This window comes from Actinopolyspora biskrensis (genome assembly GCF_013408175.1).
GTDB classification, from domain to species: Bacteria; Actinomycetota; Actinomycetes; order Mycobacteriales; family Pseudonocardiaceae; genus Actinopolyspora; species Actinopolyspora biskrensis.
In genome coordinates, this window is record NZ_JACBYW010000001.1 from 1,268,737 (window position 1) to 1,287,973 (window position 19,237).

Annotated in this window: 20 protein-coding genes; 11 read left to right on the forward strand and 9 right to left on the reverse strand. The window is 69.0% G+C overall.

The features are described from left to right. The first annotated feature begins 451 nt into the window (after nucleotides 1–451). The 10 genes from FHR84_RS05515 to FHR84_RS05560 all read left to right on the forward strand — a co-directional run bounded on the left by FHR84_RS05515 (nucleotide 452) and on the right by FHR84_RS05560 (nucleotide 9,642). Complete coding sequence (locus tag FHR84_RS05515) at nucleotides 452–1,717, forward strand: ATP-binding protein (RefSeq protein WP_179534284.1); 1,266 nt, start codon at nucleotides 452–454, stop codon at nucleotides 1,715–1,717. After that, nucleotides 1,714–2,139: a roadblock/LC7 domain-containing protein gene (locus FHR84_RS05520; protein WP_179534285.1), complete on the forward strand. Its 426-nt coding sequence runs from the start codon at nucleotides 1,714–1,716 to the stop codon at nucleotides 2,137–2,139. The genes FHR84_RS05515 and FHR84_RS05520 overlap by 4 nt, the downstream gene beginning before the upstream one ends. Then, nucleotides 2,136–2,498, forward strand: a complete 363-nt coding sequence (locus FHR84_RS05525; RefSeq protein WP_179534286.1) for a DUF742 domain-containing protein — start codon at nucleotides 2,136–2,138, stop codon at nucleotides 2,496–2,498. Before FHR84_RS05520 ends, FHR84_RS05525 begins: the two co-directional genes overlap by 4 nt. After that, nucleotides 2,476–3,081 (forward strand): GTP-binding protein, encoded by a 606-nt coding sequence (locus FHR84_RS05530; RefSeq protein ID WP_179534287.1) that lies wholly within the window; start codon nucleotides 2,476–2,478, stop codon nucleotides 3,079–3,081. The genes FHR84_RS05525 and FHR84_RS05530 overlap by 23 nt, the downstream gene beginning before the upstream one ends. Continuing rightward, nucleotides 3,078–4,460 carry a cytochrome P450 gene (locus FHR84_RS05535; RefSeq protein ID WP_179534288.1) on the forward strand — a complete coding sequence of 461 codons (1,383 nt, stop codon included), beginning with the start codon at nucleotides 3,078–3,080 and terminating at the stop codon, nucleotides 4,458–4,460. Before FHR84_RS05530 ends, FHR84_RS05535 begins: the two co-directional genes overlap by 4 nt. After that, nucleotides 4,457–5,560 (forward strand): cytochrome P450 family protein, encoded by a 1,104-nt coding sequence (locus FHR84_RS05540; RefSeq protein ID WP_343075154.1) that lies wholly within the window; start codon nucleotides 4,457–4,459, stop codon nucleotides 5,558–5,560. The genes FHR84_RS05535 and FHR84_RS05540 overlap by 4 nt, the downstream gene beginning before the upstream one ends. A 161-nt stretch (nucleotides 5,561–5,721) precedes the next feature. Further along, complete coding sequence (locus FHR84_RS05545; protein WP_179534290.1) at nucleotides 5,722–6,816, forward strand: sensor histidine kinase; 1,095 nt, start codon at nucleotides 5,722–5,724, stop codon at nucleotides 6,814–6,816. Then, nucleotides 6,813–7,604: a LytR/AlgR family response regulator transcription factor gene (locus FHR84_RS05550; protein ID WP_179534291.1), complete on the forward strand. Its 792-nt coding sequence runs from the start codon at nucleotides 6,813–6,815 to the stop codon at nucleotides 7,602–7,604. The genes FHR84_RS05545 and FHR84_RS05550 overlap by 4 nt, the downstream gene beginning before the upstream one ends. Beyond that, nucleotides 7,601–7,951 carry a hypothetical protein gene (locus FHR84_RS05555; RefSeq protein ID WP_179534292.1) on the forward strand — a complete coding sequence of 117 codons (351 nt, stop codon included), beginning with the start codon at nucleotides 7,601–7,603 and terminating at the stop codon, nucleotides 7,949–7,951. Before FHR84_RS05550 ends, FHR84_RS05555 begins: the two co-directional genes overlap by 4 nt. After that, complete coding sequence (locus tag FHR84_RS05560) at nucleotides 7,948–9,642, forward strand: sodium/solute symporter (protein ID WP_179534293.1); 1,695 nt, start codon at nucleotides 7,948–7,950, stop codon at nucleotides 9,640–9,642. Before FHR84_RS05555 ends, FHR84_RS05560 begins: the two co-directional genes overlap by 4 nt. 87 nt (nucleotides 9,643–9,729) lie before the next feature. Here FHR84_RS05560 and FHR84_RS05565 read toward each other — a convergent pair whose 3' ends face one another. The 3 genes from FHR84_RS05565 to FHR84_RS05575 all read right to left on the reverse strand — a co-directional run bounded on the left by FHR84_RS05565 (nucleotide 9,730) and on the right by FHR84_RS05575 (nucleotide 13,076). Then, nucleotides 9,730–10,608: an intradiol ring-cleavage dioxygenase gene (locus tag FHR84_RS05565; RefSeq protein ID WP_179534294.1), complete on the reverse strand. Its 879-nt coding sequence runs from the start codon at nucleotides 10,606–10,608 to the stop codon at nucleotides 9,730–9,732. A 183-nt stretch (nucleotides 10,609–10,791) separates the two neighbouring features. Further along, a complete protein-coding gene (locus FHR84_RS05570; RefSeq protein WP_246300130.1) occupies nucleotides 10,792–11,745 on the reverse strand; it encodes a helix-turn-helix domain-containing protein in 954 nt (317 codons plus the stop codon). A gap of 119 nt (nucleotides 11,746–11,864) precedes the next feature. Next, a complete protein-coding gene (locus tag FHR84_RS05575; protein WP_179534296.1) occupies nucleotides 11,865–13,076 on the reverse strand; it encodes a uroporphyrinogen decarboxylase/cobalamine-independent methonine synthase family protein in 1,212 nt (403 codons plus the stop codon). 206 nt (nucleotides 13,077–13,282) lie between these two features. On the opposite strand from FHR84_RS05575, the gene FHR84_RS05580 reads away from it, so the two are divergent. Next, on the forward strand, nucleotides 13,283–14,377 hold the full coding sequence (locus tag FHR84_RS05580) for a VIT1/CCC1 transporter family protein (RefSeq protein WP_179534297.1): 1,095 nt from the start codon (nucleotides 13,283–13,285) through the stop codon (nucleotides 14,375–14,377). 35 nt (nucleotides 14,378–14,412) lie between these two features. Here the strand turns inward: FHR84_RS05580 and FHR84_RS05585 are convergent, their stop codons facing one another. From FHR84_RS05585 to FHR84_RS05610, 6 genes are all read right to left on the reverse strand, one after another. Then, entirely contained in the window at nucleotides 14,413–16,497 is a 2,085-nt protein-coding gene (locus tag FHR84_RS05585) for a xanthine dehydrogenase family protein molybdopterin-binding subunit (RefSeq protein WP_179534298.1), read from the reverse strand. Further along, nucleotides 16,494–17,486, reverse strand: a complete 993-nt coding sequence (locus FHR84_RS05590; RefSeq protein ID WP_179534299.1) for an FAD binding domain-containing protein — start codon at nucleotides 17,484–17,486, stop codon at nucleotides 16,494–16,496. The genes FHR84_RS05585 and FHR84_RS05590 overlap by 4 nt, the downstream gene beginning before the upstream one ends. Further along, nucleotides 17,483–17,986: a 2Fe-2S iron-sulfur cluster-binding protein gene (locus FHR84_RS05595; protein WP_179534300.1), complete on the reverse strand. Its 504-nt coding sequence runs from the start codon at nucleotides 17,984–17,986 to the stop codon at nucleotides 17,483–17,485. Before FHR84_RS05595 ends, FHR84_RS05590 begins: the two co-directional genes overlap by 4 nt. Nucleotides 17,987–18,048: 62 nt before the next feature. After that, the gene (locus FHR84_RS05600) at nucleotides 18,049–18,504 is read right to left on the reverse strand and encodes a CBS domain-containing protein (RefSeq protein ID WP_179534301.1); all 456 of its coding nucleotides are present in this window, start codon (nucleotides 18,502–18,504) and stop codon (nucleotides 18,049–18,051) included. Between the two features lie 101 nt (nucleotides 18,505–18,605). Beyond that, on the reverse strand, nucleotides 18,606–18,803 hold the full coding sequence (locus tag FHR84_RS05605; protein ID WP_179534302.1) for a hypothetical protein: 198 nt from the start codon (nucleotides 18,801–18,803) through the stop codon (nucleotides 18,606–18,608). Between the two features lie 104 nt (nucleotides 18,804–18,907). Next, the gene (locus FHR84_RS05610; RefSeq protein WP_179534303.1) at nucleotides 18,908–19,201 is read right to left on the reverse strand and encodes a hypothetical protein; all 294 of its coding nucleotides are present in this window, start codon (nucleotides 19,199–19,201) and stop codon (nucleotides 18,908–18,910) included. Nucleotides 19,202–19,237: the final 36 nt, after the last annotated feature.

Consider the following 19,237-nt stretch of genomic DNA (forward strand, 5'->3'; position numbering starts at 1 on the left):
GGGCGCCGTTCGGGCAGTCGTCGGCCCGGTGGGAGGGCCGGCGGATCGGTTTGCTTGGCGGGGGGCGAGCGGTTGCGCCGCTTGCCCGAGGACCGGCCCGGCCGAGCGAGTGCTCGCCCGGACCGCGCGGGCGCCGAGCCGGGGACAGGGCCGAACGCTGGGAAACTGTTCGCCGAACGGCTTCTTTGAGCCGGGATACTTTCCCGTGCAGACCGTAGTAGGTGCGCGGAACCGTTCGTCGTCGGGCACCGCGAGGCCGCGGTCCGTCGAGTGCGTACGATCTTGCCTGCGACCACCTCGCCGAACCGAAGTTGTGCCGGGCGAGTCCACCGTGGACCTCGGATCGCGGGACAGGCGCGAACTCCGGACGGCGGTGTCGCCTTCGTGGCGGCCATGGCGCGTGGTGCCCCGCACGTTCATTCACGAGGGACGCATGACAAAACAACACTCAATGAATTCGAGTCTCCGTTCCGGTCCTGCTCTGGTGATCCGTTCGGCCGGAATGGCCGGTTTGACCGCTCTGGCGGTCGCTGGAGCGGTCACCGTGGTGCGACAGCGGAATCGGATAACCGAGCTGACCAAACAACTCGGTGAGCACGAAGCCGAACTCGAACATCTGCGCACCAAACGGTTACCGGCACTCGCCGAATCGATGAACGGGGGGACGCACACCCAGGTGCCCGGGCCGCTCGGCGGTGGGAACGAGCACGGCGCCGCCGAGTCGGTGGAATCGCTCGTGGACGGTATCGAAGAGGTCGTGCGGCTCACTCGCGAGCACGTGGAGCAGGCTTCGCGACGGACACTGACCGGTGTGCTGGACACGGTGCGCGGTTTGGCCGCCGAGCAGCACATGGCGGTCTCGGAGATGCAGCACCGGCACGACGACGCGAACGTGCTCGCCGACCTGTACACGATCGATCACGCAGGTTCCCAGCTCAGCAGGAGGCTGCGGGGGTTCGCCGTGCTGTTCGGCGCGTGGATCGGGCAACAGCGCTCGGCCACCCCTGTCCAGGAGATCCTGCGCGGGGCGCAGTCGCAGATCAGGGACTACCAGCGGATCACGGTGAGTGCCCACTACCCGGAGATCGCCGGTTCCTCCGTGGAGGAGCTCGGGGTGATCACCCGCGTGGTGGAGCCCCTCGTGCTCGTCATCGCCGAGCTGCTGGACAACGCCGCCCGGTACTCGCCGCCCTACGCCCAGGTGGCCGTGGGGGTGCAGCCTGCGCACAACGGAGTGGCCATCACGATCGACGACGCCGGGGTCGGGATGCCGATCGAGGAGCAGCGCCGTGCCGAGCGGCTGTTGTCCAACGAACACGTCGCGCTGGACGAGATCGGTGATCCGCCCCGCGTCGGTTTCGCCGTCGTCGGGCTGCTGGCCGCGCGTTACGGGCTGCGGGTTTCGGTGGACGCGCCCCCGAGCTACGGGGGAGTCCGCGCGGTCGTGTTCGTGCCCAACGAATCGCTGACCCACGTCGAGCGGGAGCAGCAGGCCGAAGAGCCCGCCGCCGCTGCCGGCGAGGTCCGGCAGGGCACGACCTCGAGCGGGTTGCCGAAACGCAGTCGTCGGGACCGCGACACCACGGCCAAACAGGCTCCCGCGGCTGTCCCGGAGAGCTCCGACAGCGCGACGGGATTGGCCGCCTGGCAGCAGGCCACCGAAGCCAACAGCACCACGGCCGCGGGTGAGAACGAGGGGGAGGACAGCCACGCATGAACACCAACACCGTTCGGCGGCCCGAGCTGCGCTGGATGCTCGACGACGTGCTGCTGCCCGAGGTGCGCAGCGCCGTGGTGCTGGCCAGGGACGGACTGGTCATCACGGCGACCGGGGACATCGACGAGTCCGATGCCGACCGGTTCGCGGCCTGCCTGGCCTCGCTGCGGGGTGCCTCGGCGGCTTCGGCCGAGTTCTGTTCCGACAGCTCGGGGGGAGAGCCGACGTGGAATCAGACCCTCATCGAGCTGAACACCGGATACGTCTTCCTCATCGCGGCCGGGTCGCACGCCTACATGGGGGTTTCCACGACGAAGAAGGTCGACATGGGGCCCGCCACGCAGCGTTTTCACGCCGTGGTGCAGAAGCTGGGGGCCGAACTGGGCACACTTCCCCGTTCCGGGGACAGTGACCGATCATGAGTCCACCCCGGCGACGGGACCGGGAAGCCTTGGTGCGACCCTATTTGATCACCGGAGGACGAGCTCATCCGAGCGGGCGGGCTCTCGACCTCACCGCGCTGGTGCGCACGGAACGGGACACCGGTTACGTGGAACTGGGGCCGGAGCACGGACGTGTTCTTCGCCTGTGCTCCGGAGGGGCGCTTTCGATAGCCGAGATCGCGGCTCATCTCGAGCTTCCGGCCAGCGTGACCAGAGTGATCGTTTCCGATCTGGTCGATCAGGGTCGTTTGTCCACATTGTCCACCGAGTGGGATCGGCACGGACCCGATCGGGAACTGCTGCAGGAGGTGCTTGATGGGCTTAGAACCCTCCGGTGAGGTGTACCTGCCCGACAGCGTCAGCACCGCCGTCAAGGTTCTGGTGCTCGGGCCTTTCGCGGTGGGCAAGAGCACCTTCGTCGGCACGTTGTCGGAGATCCCCCCGTTGCACACGGAGGAGACCATGACGCGAACCGGCGCCGTGGCCGACGACCCGCACGGGATCACGGAGAAGACGACCACGACGGTGGCCCTGGACTTCGGGCGTCGCACCCTCAGCGACCGGGTCGTGCTCTACATGTTCGGCACACCGGGACAGCGGCGTTTCCTCTCCCTGTGGGAGGACCTCGCGCACGGTTCGCTGGGGGCGCTCGTGTTGGCCGACGTCGCCCGCATCGAGGAATCGTTCGACGTCATGAGTGTGCTCGAGGATCGCGGGCTCCCCTACGCCGTCGCGATCAACGATTTCAGCAGCGTCGAGATGCCGCCACGCGAGGAGCTGCGTGAGGCTTTCGACCTTCTGCCTGGGGTGCCCCTCGTGAGCTGTGACGCCCGCGACCGGCAGTCCACGGCACAAGCGATGATCTCACTGGTGGAGTACCTGCTCACCCCGTCCCCCGGACAGTCCCAGGAGTCCGCATGACCGAAACCGAAGACCTCGCCGCCATGGGCGGATGCCCCGCGGGGCAGGCCACCCCGATCCACGATCGTGCCTTCGCGGACGATCCGGACGGGGTGTACGCGCGACTGCGCGAGCAGGGGCCGCTGGCCACGGTCGAGTTGGCGCCCGGGGTGCCCGCCACTCTCGTGCTGGACCACGAGACCGCGCTGTCCGTGCTGCGCGACCCGGAGACCTTCCCCAAGGACTCCCGCAACTGGCAACAGCACGCTCCGGAGGACAGCCCGGTGCTGCCCATGATGATGTACCGGGACAACGTGCTGTTCCAGGACGGCCCCGAGCACCATCGACTGCGCGGGGCGATCACGGACGGCCTCGAAAGGTTCGATTCCTTCACGCTGCGCCGTTACGTCACGGAGAGCGCGGAGGAACTCATCCGCGGCTTCGCGCCGATCGGCCGGGCCGATCTGCTGAACGACTACGCGCGGATACTGCCGCTGTTGGTGCTGACCAGGCTTTTCGGCAGCCCTCCCGAGACCACGACGCGGATGGTTTCGGCCATCACGGCGTTGTGGGACGGTGTCGACGTCGAGCAGGCCAACGCGGACTTGGGGAGCTGCATCTCCGAGGTCATCGCTCTGCGACGTGAGCACCCCGCTGCGGACGTGACCACGTGGTTGCTCGAGCACGAGGCGGAGCTCGGGCACGAGGAGATGATCCAGCAGCTCGTCGTGCTCATGGGAGCCGGGGCGGAGCCGATGCAGAACCTCATCGCCAATGCCCTCCGGCTGTGGTTGTCGGACGACCGTTTCGCCGGGGACCTCTCGGGAGGGCGGTTGCCGGTCGAGGACGCCATCGAAGAGGTGCTGTGGAAACAGCCCCCGCTGGCCAACTACGCCATAACCTACCCGGCGCGGGAGGTCGAGCTGGCGGGCCGGGCTCTTCCGGCGCATCGGCCCGTGGTCATCGGCATCGCCGCGGTCAACACCGACCCCGCGCTGAACACCTCCCGGCGCGACGGGAACCGGGCGCATCTGGCCTGGAGCGCGGGCGCGCACACCTGCCCGGCTCGCGGCACGGCTCACTTGATCGCCTCTGTCGCGATCGAGACCATTTTGGATAGGTTGCCGGACATGGACCTGGCCGTGCCCGTGGAGCAGCTGCAGTGGAGAACCGGGCCGTTCCACCGTGCTCTGACCACGCTTCCCGTGCACTTCCCGCCGGTCCCCGAACTCGACCGCGACGAGGAAGAGTCTGGAGGCGGCGACCAGTGGAGCACTCGTCCTGCCCTTACACGATGGACCCGACAGGTCACGACGTCCACGCCGAAGCGGAGTTCCTCCGCCGGGAAGGGCCTGCGACAAGGGTTGAGTTACCTGGGGGAGTGGTTGCGTGGGCGGTGACCGGTCACCGGCGATTACGCGAGTTGCTCGCCGACGGCCGAGTCTCCAAGGACCCGCGGCAGCACTGGCCCAGTTGGATCAACGGGGACATTCCGGAGGACTGGGCGCTGGCCAGTTGGGTCTCGGTGCGCAACATGTTCACCGCCCATGGTGAGCGGCACCGCAGGTTGCGCTCGCTGATCTCGGCCGCGTTCACCCCGCGCCGGGTGGCCGGTCTGTATCCCGACATAGCCGAGATCACCAACGAACTGCTCGACGAACTGGGGTCCACGCCGGAGGGGAGCAGCGTGGACCTGCGGGAGCACTTCGCCTATCCGCTTCCCATCTCCGTGATCTGCCGCCTTTTCGGGGTGCCCGCCGAGGCCCGCCCGGGACTGCGGCGCGTCGTCGACGGCGTTTTCGACACCTCCGCCACCGCGGAACAGGTGCGGGCCACCCAGCGGGAGCTGTACGAGCTGCTCGGTGAGCTGGTGTCGAGCAAGCGTGCGGATCCGGGCGACGATCTGACCAGCGTGCTGCTGAGCGCCAGGGACGAGCAGGACGGCAAGCTGGACGAGCAGGAACTGGTGGACACGTTGATCCTGCTCATCGGAGCCGGGCACGAAACCACGGTGAATCTGCTCGATCACGCCGTGGCGGCCGTGCTCACCCACCGGGACCAGCTGGCGCTCGTGCGCGAGGGAACGTGCTCGTGGGGTCAGGTGGTCACCGAGTCGCTGCGTTGGCAGGCCCCGCTGGCCAACGTTCCGCTCCGCTACGCCACCACGGACATCGAGCTCGAGGACGGGGTCGTCATCCGCGCGGGGGAGCCGATCCTGGCCGGCTACGCGGGCGCCTGTCGTGACCCGCGAAGATACGAACGCCCCGATTCGTTCGACATCACCCGCACCGACAACGGCGATCATCTGGCCTTCGGGCACGGTGCGCACTACTGCCTCGGGGCGCCGCTGGCGCGTTTGGAAGCCGAAACGGCACTGCCCGCGCTGTTCGAGCGCTTCCCGGACATGCGGCTCGCCGTCTCCGCCGAGGAGCTCGTCGCCGGAAGCGGATTCATCGCGAACGGGCACAGCAGCCTGCCGGTGTTGCTGCGGGGCCGCTGACGCGGCGTTTCCCACGGCCCCGGCGGGTGCTACCCACGCACCGGGGCCGTGGGATCGGTCGTGGTCGGTGGAACCAGGCGGAGATGAACGAGAACCTTTCGCGTCGTTACTGAACGCGGATTAATATCCGGCGGAGCGCATCGACAGTGATGGGAGTTTCCATGCCCGTACCCGCCGGCCGTGCGATCGCCTCCGAGGTGACCGGATTCGGCCGGGAGCGTCCCGGTCCGATGGCATCCGTCGAGATCGCGCGCAAGATCGCGGAGAACCTTCGGGACGGGGTCACCGGTTCGAAAGCCCAGGCCGCGGTGCGCGGACTTCGCAGGTTGCTCGGAGCCGAGGCGGTGGCCCTGGCCGATCTGTCCGGAACTCTGGAACGGGCCGGGCGACCGGACGACGTGGACGGCGCCGCGGTCCTGGTCGGTGAGGTGCTGCGTACCGAGTCCCGCCGTGGTCGCCCTCCGCTGGTAGCGCTCCCCCTGCGGTCGCAGGACGAACTCGTCGGGGTGCTGCTGGTGCGCGGCCGGGTACGGATGTCGGAGGTGCGCCAGGCGGCGAGCTGGGTCGAGGACTCCCTGGAACGCGCCCGTCTGGAGTCCTCGGCGGAACAGGCGGCGCGTTCCGAGCTGCGCGCCCTCCGCGCGGAGATCTCGCCGCATTTCGTGTACAACGCGCTGACCGTGATCGGATCGCTGGTCCGCTCCGACCCGGACCGCTCGCACGAGCTCATGCTCGACTTCGCCGAGTTCATCCGCTACGGACTGGCACGCGACCGGGAGTACACCACCGTCTCCGACGAGTTCCACGCGGTGGAGACGTACTTGGCCCTGCAACGTGCGGTGCTGGGGGACCGGCTGCGCGTGCGGATACGGGTCGCCCCCGACGTGCTGGCGGTGCCCCTGCCGTACCTGGTGCTGCAGCCCTTGGTCGAGAACGCGGTGCGGCACGGTGTCGAGCCGGGTGGCGGGGACGAAGCGCGGCGCACCGGTCTCGTGCAGGTCTCCGGCGAGGCCTCCTCCGAGGGGGACCTGGTGATCAGCGTGGAGGACGACGGAGCGGGGATGGATCCGGCCAGGGCCGAGGAGATCCTGGCCGGCCGGGGTGCGGGCGACAGCGTCGGTTTGAGCAATGTGGACAGAAGGCTGCGTGCGGTGTACGGCTCCTGGTACGGCTTGGTCGTCGAGACGGCGCGGGATGCCGGTACGCGGGTGGTCGTCCGGATCCCCATGTTCCAGCCGGGGGTGGTGCCGCGATGACCAGGAGCCTGCGGGTGCTCGCGGTGGAAGACGTGCGGCCCGCTCTCGACGAGCTGTGCCGACTGCTGGACGACGCGCCCGAGGTGGACGAGGTGGTCGGGGTGGAAGCGGCTCAGGAAGCCCTGGAGCTGCTCCGGAGCGAACGTTTCGACGCCGTCTTCCTCGACATCTCGATGCCGGGGCTGGGCGGCATCGAGCTCGGCTCGTCGCTGGCCGGACTCGACGCGCCTCCGGTGGTGGTTTTCGTGACGGCCTACGACGGTTACGCCGTCACCGCCTACGACATCGGAGCGGTCGACTACCTGCTCAAGCCGGTGCGTGCGGAGCGCCTCGCAGCGGCCCTGGTCAAGGTGACCAAGATGGTCGTGGCCAGCACTCTTTCCGCGAACGCGGAGAACGTGGGGCCATCGCCCGAGGCGATGGCCGTCGTGCCGGTGGAAGCGGCCGGGCGGACCAGGTACGTACGGCGCAGCGAGGTGCGGTTCGTCTCGGCCGACGGCGATTACGTGCGGCTGCACACCCCCTCCGGCGCCCACGTGGTCCGAATGCCCATCTCCCGCCTGGAGGAGCACTGGCAGGGACACGGTTTCGTGCGGGTGCACCGCAGCTTCCTCGTGGCGCTGCACGCGGTGCGTGAGCTGCGCAGCGACTCGACGGGGGGCCTCGTCGCGCACACCGAGCTCGGTGACGTTCCGGTCAGCAGACGACACGCGCGTGAACTGCGCGAGTCGTTGCTGCGGTACGCGCGGAGCGCGGAGTCGGAACAGGCGGTGCGGGGGAGCCGATGAGCGGCACCAAGCGAACCGTCGTGATGAGCCCGCAGACACGACTGGCCCGCCACCGGGGCGGACCGCGCAGACCGCGCCGGATGCCGCGACTGGAGACCGCCGAGCTGGAACGGGCCCGTGCGCTGCGTCGTGCTCAGCTCACGCGCGGGCTGCCCACGCTGGGGGCGCTGTTCGCGCTCGTTTTCGGGATGCCGCTCGCGTTGAGCGAGCTGCCCGTGCTGGACGAGATCCGCGTGGCGGGGGTTCCGCTGTCCTGGTTGGTGCTGGTGCTCGTTCCCTTCCCCACGATGAGTCTGCTGGCGCTGCGGCAGCTGAGACGGGCGGAGACGCTGGAGAGGAGCCGATGACGGCGTTTCTCGCTGTTACCCCCGTCGTGTTGCTGACCCTGTTCATCGGACTGCGCGGGGTGGCCACGATGCGCACCACCTCCGACTTCCTCGTGGCCTCGCGCGGAATATCACCGCTGGTGAACTCGGCCGCGGTTTCCGGGGAGTACCTTTCCGCGGCTTCGTTCCTCGGGGTCGCCGGGATGATGGTCAAGGACGGCGTCGGGGCTCTGTGGTACCCGGTGGGCTTCACCGCCGGGTACGTGGCGATGCTGGTGCTGGTGGCCGCTCCGCTGCGTCGCTCGGGGGCGCTGACGGTTCCCGACTTCGCCGAGGCGAGGTTGGGCTCGCCCGCGCTGCGCAGGTTGACGGCGGTCGTGGTGCTGATCATCGCGGTGCTGTACCTGATTCCCCAGTTCCGTACCGCGGGACTGGTGCTCAGCGTGGTCGGCGGCACCCGATACTGGGTGGGTGTGGTGATCGCGGGCGGTGTGATCAGCATCGCCCTCGCCCTGGGAGGTATGCGCGCCGCCACCTATGTGCAGGCCTTCCAGTTCTGCCTGAAGCTGGTCCTGTTCGCCGTTCCCGCCGTCTGGCTGCTCGTGGGCGCCGGAGCGCAGGTACGGGAGGAGGCGGTGCACCCCGTGGAGTTCACCCACTTCGAGGAGCGGACTCGGGTGGACTTCCGAACAGGGGTGACGCTGCGGATCGAGGAACCGGTCCGGGTGCGGGCGCGGGACGGCCGCGCGGAGCTGCTGCGTCCCGGAGAGCACCGCGTGGAGGAGGGGCGGAGTCTGGCCTTTCCCGCGGGGGCCGCGGTCCCCGGGGTGGTCGGTGTCCTCCCTCCGGGAGGGGAGCGGTGGCAGCGTCCGTTGCTGGACGTCGACGACGCGGGGCATCCGCTGTTCGGGACCTGGGCGGTGCTGATCGCGACCGTGTTCGGAACGATGGGGCTTCCCCACGTGCTGGTCCGCTTCCACACCAATCCGGACGGCAGGACGGCGCGTCGGACTGCGGCGCTGACGGTGGGACTGCTGAGCCTGTTCTACCTGTTCCCCGGCGTATACGGGGCGCTGGGAAAGGTGCTGCTGCCCGAGCTGTACCTGTCCGGCACCACGGACACCGTGGTTGTCGAGCTTCCGGGGCGAGTGGACGGCGGCTGGGTCGGCTCGCTGTTCACCGTGTTGCTGACCTCGGGGGCGTTCGCGGCTTTCCTGGCCACCTCGCTGGGGTTGTTGCTCGTGGTTTCGGGAGCCATTTCGCACGATCTCGTGGCGGGTGGGCTGAACAGGTTGCGGGGGACCGCGCTGCTCGCCGCGGCGGCGGTCATCCTCCTTTCCGTGCCCGCGGTGTTCCTGGACGCGAACATTCTGGTCACGTGGGCGTTCACGGTCGCGGCCGCGACCTTCTGCCCGCTGCTGGTGCTGGGGATCTGGTGGCCTCGCCTCACCGTCGAAGGGGCCGTGAGCGGTGTCCTGGTGGGGCTGGTCGGTTCCTCGGCGGGGATCGCGGTCACCCTGTTCGGGCCGCCGTTGGACGGTTGGCCCGCCGTGTTGACGGCTCAACCGGCTCCGTGGTCGGTGCCGTTGGCCTTCGGCACGATGCTGCTGGTCTCGCTGCGCACCCGTGTTCCGTCGTGGGCGAGCACCGAGATGCTGCGGTTGCATCTGGACGAGGATCCGGTTTCGCGGCGGGTGACGGATCGCCGATGACACCGGAGACCCCAGCGGGGGAGGTGCTCGCTTCTCCGGCGCGGTGGAGCCGTTTTCGCGGGCGGCTCCACCGTGTACACCGGTGTTTCACCGTGCGGTGGGCTCCGGCAATCCCTCGGGCGGGGGTGTGGCAGCGGGGTCGATGCCGAGCACCACGGTGGCCCGCACGGTCTCCCGCGGGTACCACGGTGGTGTCCTGCCCAGGTCGAGCTGGGTCATCGGTCCCTCCTCACCCGTGGTGTAGAGCAGATCCTGCTCGTTGGTGGTCCGGGGGACCGTGTTGTCCGAGTAGGGATGTGTTCGGGCGAGCCGCTCGTTGAACTCGGCGGGGAAGTACAGCTGCCCCGTGTGCGAGGTGTGCCCGCCTTCCCAGGTTCCGTCCTCGCGGTGTCCCCCGGTGATCGTCTTCACGTGGATGTGGACGGTCCTGCCGCGGTACCAGCCGGGAACGACGCTGCGGAAGTTGGCGACTCCACGGTGGTCGGTGAGCTGGACGCCGCGGAGCCAGGTCGTGTCGTCGGTGGGTTCGGCGTGTCCGTTCTCGTCCAGCGGAGGCAGCTCTCCGTTGTCGTACTCGGTGTAGGAGGAGTACACCCCGGAGGCGTCGCAGTGCCAGATGTCGACGGCGATGTCCTTCAACGGGGCACAGCTCGAAGCGTCCACCACGACGATGTCGAGCAGCAGTCCGATCCCCCGCCGGTCCTCGGTGATGTCGCGGCGCAGGATGCGGTAGTCCAGGTAGTAGGGACCTTCCATCTGTTCCGGGGCGAGCACGCAGGAGGGGTCGAGCCCCGCTGACTCACTTCGGTCCGCTGCCGCCACGGCGGGGGTGCCGAACCCCGCTACGGCGGTCCCGAGTCCGAGTCCCCCGAAAGCGGCCAACACGCCGCGTCGTGTGGCGCCGGGCCGCTCCGGCCGGCTGTTCGGGTCCGGTGTGGTGTTTTCCGCGGGCTGGTGTGCGCTCATGTGAGCGAAGTTAGGTGGACGAGCGGGGCGGGGTACATGCCCGGCGGACCACAATTTCGCGAAACCGCTGCTCCGGCAGCCACGGGAACCGGCGGGAGGTGCTCGTTCCGGCGGTGCCCGCGCCGGGCTCCCGAGTTCCAGGCAGGAGTCCAGCGGGTGGGAGGTTCCCGGCGCAGGCGGTGCTCAGGCCGGGTGGAACCAGGTGAGGACCCGTCGTTGCGCACGTCCGCCGGAGCGGCCACGAACGGCGTCGGCGAGCAGGGACAGCGGGGTTCCGGAGGCTCGTCCCGGTCTCAGCGGGGCGAAGTAGCGCTCGACCAGCCTGATCCAGAGTTCTTTGCTCGGGGTGAAGTGCAGATGCAGTCGGGTGTGCTGTTCCTGCCACCGGCGGATCGCCTCGATCTTGCGTGTTCCGTGACCGTGACAGATCAGATGAATGTCGTGCGGCCCGAAAGCGCGGTGCTCGAGACTGCGCAGGAAGCCGATGAGGTCTCCCGAACTGTCCGAACCGCTGCGGCGGGACAGCTGTGTCGCCAACTCGGCGCGCAGGGCGGATTCCTCGTTTCCCGGGACCGGGGAGAACACTCTGCCCGCCCCGTTCTCGGGGTCGTCGCTCTCGTCGACCGCCACGGCCATGATCGATTCGGGTGGGGAGACGTACAACGCGCCCCACTGGTCGCGTTCCCGGCCCTCGCTCGAGTCCGCGGTCGTCCTGTCGATCGTGATCCCCATCCTGTGCAGGACCCGCATCACCGAGGAGGGCGAGACCCCCGCTCTGTCCGCCAGCGAACGCTTGGTCCAGCGGGAACCGTTGGGTGGGCGTTCGGTCAGCACGGCCTCCAGCACTGCCTGCACCCGATCGTCGGAGAGCGTGCGCGGGGCGCCCGACCGCGGAAGGTCCCTGAGCGCCGTGAGGCGGCCCTGCCGGAAACGCGTTCGCCACTTGCCGACCGACTGGGGGGACACGCCGAGTTCACGGGCGACGGCGGCATTGGTCCGTCCGCGGGCGCAGGCCAGGATGATGCGGCAGCGCAACACCACCGCCTGCGATGTGGAGGGGAGCCGGATCCAGCGCATCAGCTCGTCCCGCTCCTGCTCCGAGATGGTGAGCGGTTCCTTCGAGCAGGATGAGTCCATGCCCATACTCTGACGCGAGCCACCCCGCTTTCCACAAGATCGAACGTCGTTTTCCGCCGTGCCTCCGGTGACGACCCCGTCCCGCCCACGCCGATGTGGACGGGACGGGCGACACGCGGTCAGGACCACAGGCGTTCGGTGGCCAGTTCGGCTCCCCGTTTCAGGGACTCGAGTTTCGCCCACGCGATCTGCGGGTGGAGCCGGCCACCGAGGCCGCAGTCGGTGGAGGCGACGACGTTCTCCCGCCCGACGCACTCCGCGAAGTTCGCGATCCGGTCGGCGACGAGTTCGGGGTGTTCGACCACATTGGTGGCGTGACTGACCACTCCGGGAAGCAGCAGTTTGCCGTCCGGCAGCGTGACGTCGCGCCAGACCTTCCACTCGTGCTCGTGGCGGGCATTGCCCGCTTCGAAGGCGTAGGCCTGCACGTCGATGGACAGCAGGACGTCGACGAGATCCCGCATGGGCAGGTCGGTGATGTGGGGCCCGTGCCAACTACCCCAGCACAGGTGGAAGCGGATGCGGTCCTTCGGAAGGTCCCGGATCGCGTAGTTCAGCGCCTCGACCCTGCTCATGGTGAACCGCTTGTACGCCTCCACGGACGGTTCCGGGTTGATCTGGTCCCAGTTCTCCGCGATGGCCGGATCGTCGAGCTGCAGGATCAGCCCCGCGTCGATGATGGCCTTGTACTCCTCGCGCATGGCATCGGCGCAGGCGTAGAGGAACTCCTCCTCGTCGTCGTAGTACTCGTTGCCGATGCGGGAGCAGCTGGCCGGTGCGATCGAGGTCATGAACCCCTCTTCGAGCCCGGCCGCGTCCAGCGCCTTCTTGAACCTGGCTATGTCCGCGTTGATCGCCTCGTGGCCCACGTACTTCAGCGGTCCCCGGCAGACGGGAAACGACGTCGGACCCTTGCTCGCGAACACTCCCGAAGTGGGGTCGGCGTAGGCGTCCGCGAAAAGAACCCGGTCGCGCCGGTTCGCGAAACTGTTCAGCGCGATGTCGCCGAATTTCGAGGTGCTGTGTTTGATGTCGAACAGCGAGATGTCCCTGAGTTCCAGTCCGCCGAGGCGTTGGAAGGAGTAGGACCACCAGGCGCCGTAGTCCACCTTCTGAGTCATCGCCTTGCCGAATTCGCCGTCACCGACGAAGTCCAGCCCGATTCCGCGCTGCTTTTCGACCAGGTCGTTCGTCGCCCTTTCCACACCGGCACGGTAGTCGTCCTGTCCGACTTCTCCCGCTGCGTAATTCTGGTTGAGCTCGAGCAGTTCGTCGGGACGTGGGAGGCTGCCTACCTGGGTGGTCAGAATACGGTCGGTGCTCGAACGCACGATTCCTCGTCCTTTCCTCCGGCTGGCGTACGAAGGGCATGCTTGTCCCAAGTGCCGAAAATGGCAAACATCGCAGGTCAGTGTGGCGATATCGCCGGGGACGCGCCGGTGCTGCCGTGCGGTGGTCTACGAGGAACTTCCGGTCCGGACCACAAGTGGAACTCGATGCGCGGGCGTGCTCCCCGGAGCGGTGCGATCCTCGGAGCGTGGCCGACCGAAGTTCTTCCGGACGTTTTCGCCCCCGGCGGGCCAAGATCCGTTCCTGGCGCAGGAAGCTGGCCGACGAGCAGGCGGAGTCGACCGTCTACCGTGAACTGGCCGCCCGCAGGCAGGGGGAGGAAAGGGAGATCCTGCTGGAACTGGCCGATGCCGAGCAGCGCCACGCCGACCACTGGAGAAAACTGCTCGGCCCGGAGGCGGAAAGACCGTGCGGGGCCACTTTGCGCATGCGGTCGCTGGCCTTTCTCGCCCGCAGGTTCGGGTGGATTTTCGTGCTGGCTCTCGTTCAACGTGCCGAAGCGCGCTCGGATTACGATTCCGCTGAGGACGCCACCGCTTCGATGGCCGCGGACGAGCGAATCCACGGCGAGGTGGTCCGCGGGCTGGCCGCTCGGGGGCGTGCCCGGATGTCCGGGACGCTGCGGGCCGCGGTGTTCGGGATCAACGACGGTTTGGTGAGCAACTTCGCGCTCGTGCTCGGTGTGATCGGGGGCGGAGCCGGCACCGGGGTGGTGCTGCTGGCCGGGTTGTCCGGACTGCTGGCCGGTGCGCTGTCCATGGCGGCGGGCGAGTACGTCTCGGTGAGCTCGCAGCGCGAGTTGCTCGCCGCCGCCGAGCCGGACGAGCGGGCGCACAGGTCGGTGCCGTACCTCGATGTGGACGCCAACGAGCTCGCCCTGGTGTACCGGGCTCGCGGGCTGTCGGCCGAGGAGGCGCGGGAACGCGCCGATGCCGTGCTCCGGCGCGCCCCCACCGCCGCTTTCCCCGCGGGCGCGGCCGGAGCTGGGGAGGGGGAGGTCGTCGGAAGCGCGGTCGGGGCGGCCACGTCGAGCTTCCTCGCCTTCGGCATCGGAGCCCTGCTGCCGGTCGCCCCGTTCCTCGCGGGGGCGAGCGGGGCGACCGCGGTGGTCGTGGCCGGGCTGCTGAGCGGGCTCGCCCTGCTGGGGACGGGCTCCACCGTGGGGGTGCTGTCCGGGGGGTACCCGCTGCCGCGTGCCGCACGCCAGTTGGCCATCGGAGCGACCGCCGCGTTGCTGACCTACCTGCTGGGGGTGCTGTTCGGAGTGTCGGGGTCGGGCTGAGCACTCCGACCGGACGGACTTCCGGCGGAAGTCGTTCAGCTGATCAGCTTGTCCGGGGTGATCGGGAGTTGCCGGACGCGGACACCGGTGGCGTGCTGGACGGCGTTGGCGACGGCCGCAGCCGTGCCGACGATGCCGATCTCGCCGATCCCCTTGGAGCCCATGGGGTTGACGTGCGGGTCCTGCTCGTCCAACCAGGTGATCTCGATCGCTCCGACGTCCGCGTTCGTCGCGATGTGGTACTCGGCGAGGTCCTGGTTGACCACGTGACCCAGCTCGTGGTCGAGGACCGCTTCCTCGTGCAGCGCCATCGAAAGTCCCATGGTCATGCCACCGAGGAACTGGGAACGCGCGGTGCGGGGGTTGATGACGCGTCCGACGGCGAACACCCCGAGCATGCGCGGCACCCGAACCTCCCCGGTGTCGGCGTGGACACGCACCTCGGCGAACTGGGCCCCGTAGGCGTGCATCGCGAATCGGCCGGACTCGGGATTGCTCGTGGTCTCTCCCTCGGCGCTCGCCCCCGGAAGCGGGGCGGACCCGTGCTCGGCGCGCAGCTTTCCGGCGGCCTCGTGGATGGCGGTTCCCCAGCAGGTGGTTCCGCTGGAACCGCCTGCGACGTTGGCGTACGGCAGAGCCGTGTCGGCGATGCGCAGGTCGATGGCCGACACCTCGGTTCCCAGGGCGTCGGCAGCTATCTGGGTGAGAGCCGTGCGGGCCCCCGTGCCGATGTCGACGGCCCCGATACTCACCCGGTACCTACCCGACCCCTCGGCCAGGACGAGTGCCCGCGAGCCCGGGGACCGGAACACCGGGTAGGTCGAGGCGGCCACACCCACTCCGGGGATCCATCCGGCCGCGTCGGGGGAGGAGCGAGCGGGTGCGTTCCGGTCGTACCAGCCGAACCCCTCCGCGCCGCGCCGGAGACAGGTGGCCAGGTTGTGGCTGGAGAAGGGCAGCCCGGTCTCCGGGTCCTCGGACGGCTCGTTGCGGATGCGGAACTCCACCGGATCCTGCCCGCACTCCCGCGCCATCTCGTCCACGGCCGACTCGAGCGCGAACATGCCGGGACACTCCCCCGGGGCACGCATCCAGGACGGAACGGGGACGTCGAGTGCCGCCAGGCGGTGGGTGGTGCGCCTGTTCGCGGCCCGGTACATGTTCCTGGTGGGCACGGCGGTCTGCTCGGCGAACTCCTTGATGCGGGAAGTGTGTTCGACCACGTCGTGGGTGATCGCGGTGAGTTCGCCGGAACGCGTGGCCCCCAGGCGGATCCGCTGGATCGTGGGGGTGCGATGACCCGCGACGGTGAATATCTGTTGGCGCGTCACCGCGAACTTCACCGGAGTGCCGGGCACGGACCTGGCGGCCAGCGCGGCGAGCACGACGTTGGCGTGGGGCAATCCCTTGGAACCGAAACCGCCGCCGACGTGCGGTGCCTGCACACGTACCCGGTCGGTGGGGAGCCCGAACAGCGGAGCCAGTGTCGCGCGCACCGAGTGCGCTCCCTGCGTCGAGTCGTACAGCGACAACTCCCCGCCGTCCCAGTGCGCCACGGTCGCGTGCGGTTCCATGGGGTTGTTGTGCTCCATGGGAGTGCGATAGGTCCTGTCGATGAAGTACGCGGCCTCCTCGAACGCGGAGTCGGTGTCCCCCTGCTCGGTGTCGGTCCCGAATCTCGGATTGACGACCTCGGGCGCGTAGAGGTCCGCACGGTCGCCCTCGAGCGCGACGTCGGGCGGGCTCGCGGCGCAGCTCACCCGGACCAGGCTCGCCGCGTGCCGGGCGTTTTCCGGTGTGGTGGCCAGCACCGCCCCGACGTACTGCCCCCGGAACGCCACTTCCCGGGACTGGAGCACAGCCAGTTCCCGGTCCCGGGTGTCGAGCTGTTCCACCTGTCCGGCCAGGAGGATCGCGCGCACTCCCCCGACGGCTTCGGCGGCCGAGGTGTCCATCTCGGTGACACGCCCCCTGGCCACGGGGGCTCGCAACGGATGCAGGTACACGGCCCCCTCCGTGAGCTGCTCGAACGCGTACGGTGCGTTTCCGGTGACCTTGGCCTGCCCGTCCAGCCGTTCGACGGGTGAACCGACCGCTCCGGAGCCGACGTCCTGTGTCAACGGAGGACCTCCGTGGTCAGATCGCGCAGCACGGCGCCGAGCGTGTTGCGCGCCAGTGGGATCTTGAAGGCGTTGTCCGCCAGTGGTCGTGCGACGCTTAGTTCGGCCTCCGCCGCTTCCCGGAAGGTGGCCTCTTCCGGGATGGCCCCGCGAAGCCTTTCCTCGGCCGTCCCGGCCCGCCACGGCTTGTGTGCGAGCCCTCCGAAGGCGAGGCGCACATCGTCGATCACACCGTTGGCGACGCGGAGGACTGCCGCCACGGAAACGAGCGCGAACGCGTAGGAGGCCCGCTCGCGCACTTTGCGGTAGGCGGTGTACGTGCCCTCGGGCAGGGGCGGGAGGTCGACGGCGGTGATCAGTTCTCCCCGTTCCAGCACCGTGTCCCGGTGTGGCTGCTCCCCGGGAAGGCGGTGCAGTTCGGTGACGGGGATCGTGCGCTCGTCCCGGCTGCTTCGCACGTGGACGGTTCCGTCGAGAGCCGCCATGGCCACGGCCATGTCCGAGGGGTGGGTGGCCACGCAGGAATCCGAGGCCCCCAGCACGGCGTGGTTCTTGTTGTGCCCGTGCAGCGCCGAGCAGCCTGTTCCGGGGGAGCGCTTGTTGCACGGGGTGGTGACCTCCTGGAAGTACGGGCAGCGTGTTCGCTGCAGCAGGTTCCCGCCTGTCGTGGCCCTGTTGCGCAACTGGGCCGAGGCCCCGGACAGCAGTGCCAGGCTGAGGGCTCTGTAGCGTTCCCGCACCGGAGGGGAGGCCGCGAGGTCGCTGTTGCGTACCGTCGCTCCGATGCGGAGTCCGCCGTCGGGGGTGCTCTCGATGGTGTCGAGCGGCAGAGCCGTCACGTCGACGAGTTCCTCCGGGGCGGTTATCCCCAGTTTCAGGTGGTCGACGAGGTTGGTGCCGCCGGCGAGGAACACGGCTCGCGGAGCCTCCTCGACAGCCGCGACCGCGGAATCGGTGTCCTCGGCACGCCGGTATTCGAAGGGAATCATCGTATCGCCTCGCGCAGCGCCGCGACGATGTTGGGATAGGCGCCGCAGCGGCACAGGTTTCCGCTCATCCGCTCCCGGATCTCGTCCTCGGTCAGCTCGACGTTCTGCCGGGGATCCTCGGTCACGGCGCTCGGCCAGCCCGCCTTCGCCTCGTCCAGCATTCCCACCGCGGAACACGCCTGTCCCGGCGTGCAGTATCCGCACTGCAGACCGTCGTGCTCGAGCAGGGCGCGCTGCACCGGATGAGGACTCCCCGAACCACCGAGCCCGTCGGCCGTGGTCACTTCCGAACGGTCGCAGGTCACGGCAAGGACCAGGCATGCCAGCACTCGACGTCCGTCGAGCAGCACCGTGCAGGCTCCGCACTGCCCGTGGTCGCAGCCCTTCTTCGACGCGGTCACCGCGAGTTGTTCGCGGAGCGCGTCGAGCAGCGTCGTGCGCGTGTCCACGGACAGCTTCCGGGCCGTGCCGTCCACGTGCAGCGTCACAGGACGTTCCATCGCGCCCCCGCTGTTGCTCGTCGGAAGGCGGCCCGGTGTTCGTACCGGGCCGCGGCTTCGGGTCAGCTCTCGGAGAGGGTCTCGACGAGGTCACCCATGCGGGCTTCGGGGAGGTTCATAGCGAGGTCGGCGATGGCGACTATCCCCACGAGCCGCTGCTGGTCGATCACGGGCAGTCGCCGGATCCGGTGGGCGCTCATGAGCCGCAGCGCCTCGTCCACGGAGTCGTCGGCCCCGACCGTGACGGCTTCCCCCTGGTTCAGATCCCCGGCTGGGAAGGTTCCCGCGTCCCTGCCCTCGGCGACGACCTTGATGACGAGGTCGCGGTCGGTGATCATTCCCTTGACCTTGTTGTCGTCCTTGCCGCAGATGGGCAGTGCTCCCACGCCGTGGCGGGCCATCAGTCGGGCGGCGTCGGCCGCTGTCTCGTCCGTCCGGACGCACGCGGGGCTCGAGTGCATGACATCTCGGGCGGTGCCGGTCTCTTGGGCGGTGCCGGTCTTTCGGGCAGTGCTCATGAATTGCCTCCCTTGCCGGGGCGTGGTTCACGCGTTCGAAGGGCGCCTCGTGCGAGGTGCCGATGTCGTCCGGCCGAACCGAGCCGTGCACTCGGAACGGCCTAGCCTGATACCTCCGTGGGCGGAGGAGCGGTCCGCGTGGCACCGGACGGAAACGGCTCCTTTCCGCGTGGTGCCGCCTCCAGCCAGATCGTTTCCAGCTCGGGGCTCTGCCCGAGACCGTCGTCGGGCAGCTGACGCGGATCGGCTATGTCGGTGCTGTCCCAGGATTGTCGGGGGATCGTTCGAGTCTCGTGCATGAGAACCTCCCGAAACCGGGGGACGGGGTGGATCGGATGTCCGCCCGTACCAAACGAGTTTCCCCGTGGCGGGAGTGCGAAACATCCCGCCCGCTTCGGGAGCTTCAGCCCGGCTCCCCACGACGTTTGCGGTGCGCCACCCACGCGAAGTCGATCACCGCGATGACACCGAGCGCGATGAGCAGCCAACCGAACCAAGCCAGCGGCGGCAGGTAGCCGACCAGCAGCGCCCCCGACACGAGGCAGAAGAGCATCCCGAAACCGGCCAGCCACAGTCGCAGGGTCAGCGCGCTCAACGCGGGGGGAGCCCCGGTCACCCGCCCCAGGAAATCGTGGTAGCCGGGGAGCCCTTTCTCGTAGCGGGTCCTGTCCCCGTTCTCCTCCGTGCCGTCGTTCATCGCTTTCTCCAATTGGCGGAGAACCCCGGCGTTCGT

What these genes read in the sequence shown, in the direction of transcription:
- FHR84_RS05550 (WP_179534291.1), top strand. Translation starts at nt 6,813, where the DNA reads ATGACCAGGAGCCTGCGGGTGCTCGCGGTGGAAGACGTGCGGCCCGCT.
- FHR84_RS05535 (WP_179534288.1), top strand. Translation starts at nt 3,078, where the DNA reads ATGACCGAAACCGAAGACCTCGCCGCCATGGGCGGATGCCCCGCGGGG.
- FHR84_RS05520 (WP_179534285.1), top strand. Translation starts at nt 1,714, where the DNA reads ATGAACACCAACACCGTTCGGCGGCCCGAGCTGCGCTGGATGCTCGAC.
- FHR84_RS05530 (WP_179534287.1), top strand. Translation starts at nt 2,476, where the DNA reads ATGGGCTTAGAACCCTCCGGTGAGGTGTACCTGCCCGACAGCGTCAGC.
- FHR84_RS05545 (WP_179534290.1), top strand. Translation starts at nt 5,722, where the DNA reads ATGCCCGTACCCGCCGGCCGTGCGATCGCCTCCGAGGTGACCGGATTC.
- FHR84_RS05570 (WP_246300130.1), bottom strand. Translation starts at nt 11,745, where the DNA reads ATGGACTCATCCTGCTCGAAGGAACCGCTCACCATCTCGGAGCAGGAG.
- FHR84_RS05525 (WP_179534286.1), top strand. Translation starts at nt 2,136, where the DNA reads ATGAGTCCACCCCGGCGACGGGACCGGGAAGCCTTGGTGCGACCCTAT.
- FHR84_RS05565 (WP_179534294.1), bottom strand. Translation starts at nt 10,608, where the DNA reads ATGAGCGCACACCAGCCCGCGGAAAACACCACACCGGACCCGAACAGC.
- FHR84_RS05605 (WP_179534302.1), bottom strand. Translation starts at nt 18,803, where the DNA reads ATGCACGAGACTCGAACGATCCCCCGACAATCCTGGGACAGCACCGAC.
- FHR84_RS05515 (WP_179534284.1), top strand. Translation starts at nt 452, where the DNA reads ATGAATTCGAGTCTCCGTTCCGGTCCTGCTCTGGTGATCCGTTCGGCC.
- FHR84_RS05555 (WP_179534292.1), top strand. Translation starts at nt 7,601, where the DNA reads ATGAGCGGCACCAAGCGAACCGTCGTGATGAGCCCGCAGACACGACTG.
- FHR84_RS05590 (WP_179534299.1), bottom strand. Translation starts at nt 17,486, where the DNA reads ATGATTCCCTTCGAATACCGGCGTGCCGAGGACACCGATTCCGCGGTC.
- FHR84_RS05595 (WP_179534300.1), bottom strand. Translation starts at nt 17,986, where the DNA reads ATGGAACGTCCTGTGACGCTGCACGTGGACGGCACGGCCCGGAAGCTG.
- FHR84_RS05600 (WP_179534301.1), bottom strand. Translation starts at nt 18,504, where the DNA reads ATGAGCACTGCCCGAAAGACCGGCACCGCCCAAGAGACCGGCACCGCC.
- FHR84_RS05610 (WP_179534303.1), bottom strand. Translation starts at nt 19,201, where the DNA reads ATGAACGACGGCACGGAGGAGAACGGGGACAGGACCCGCTACGAGAAA.
- FHR84_RS05560 (WP_179534293.1), top strand. Translation starts at nt 7,948, where the DNA reads ATGACGGCGTTTCTCGCTGTTACCCCCGTCGTGTTGCTGACCCTGTTC.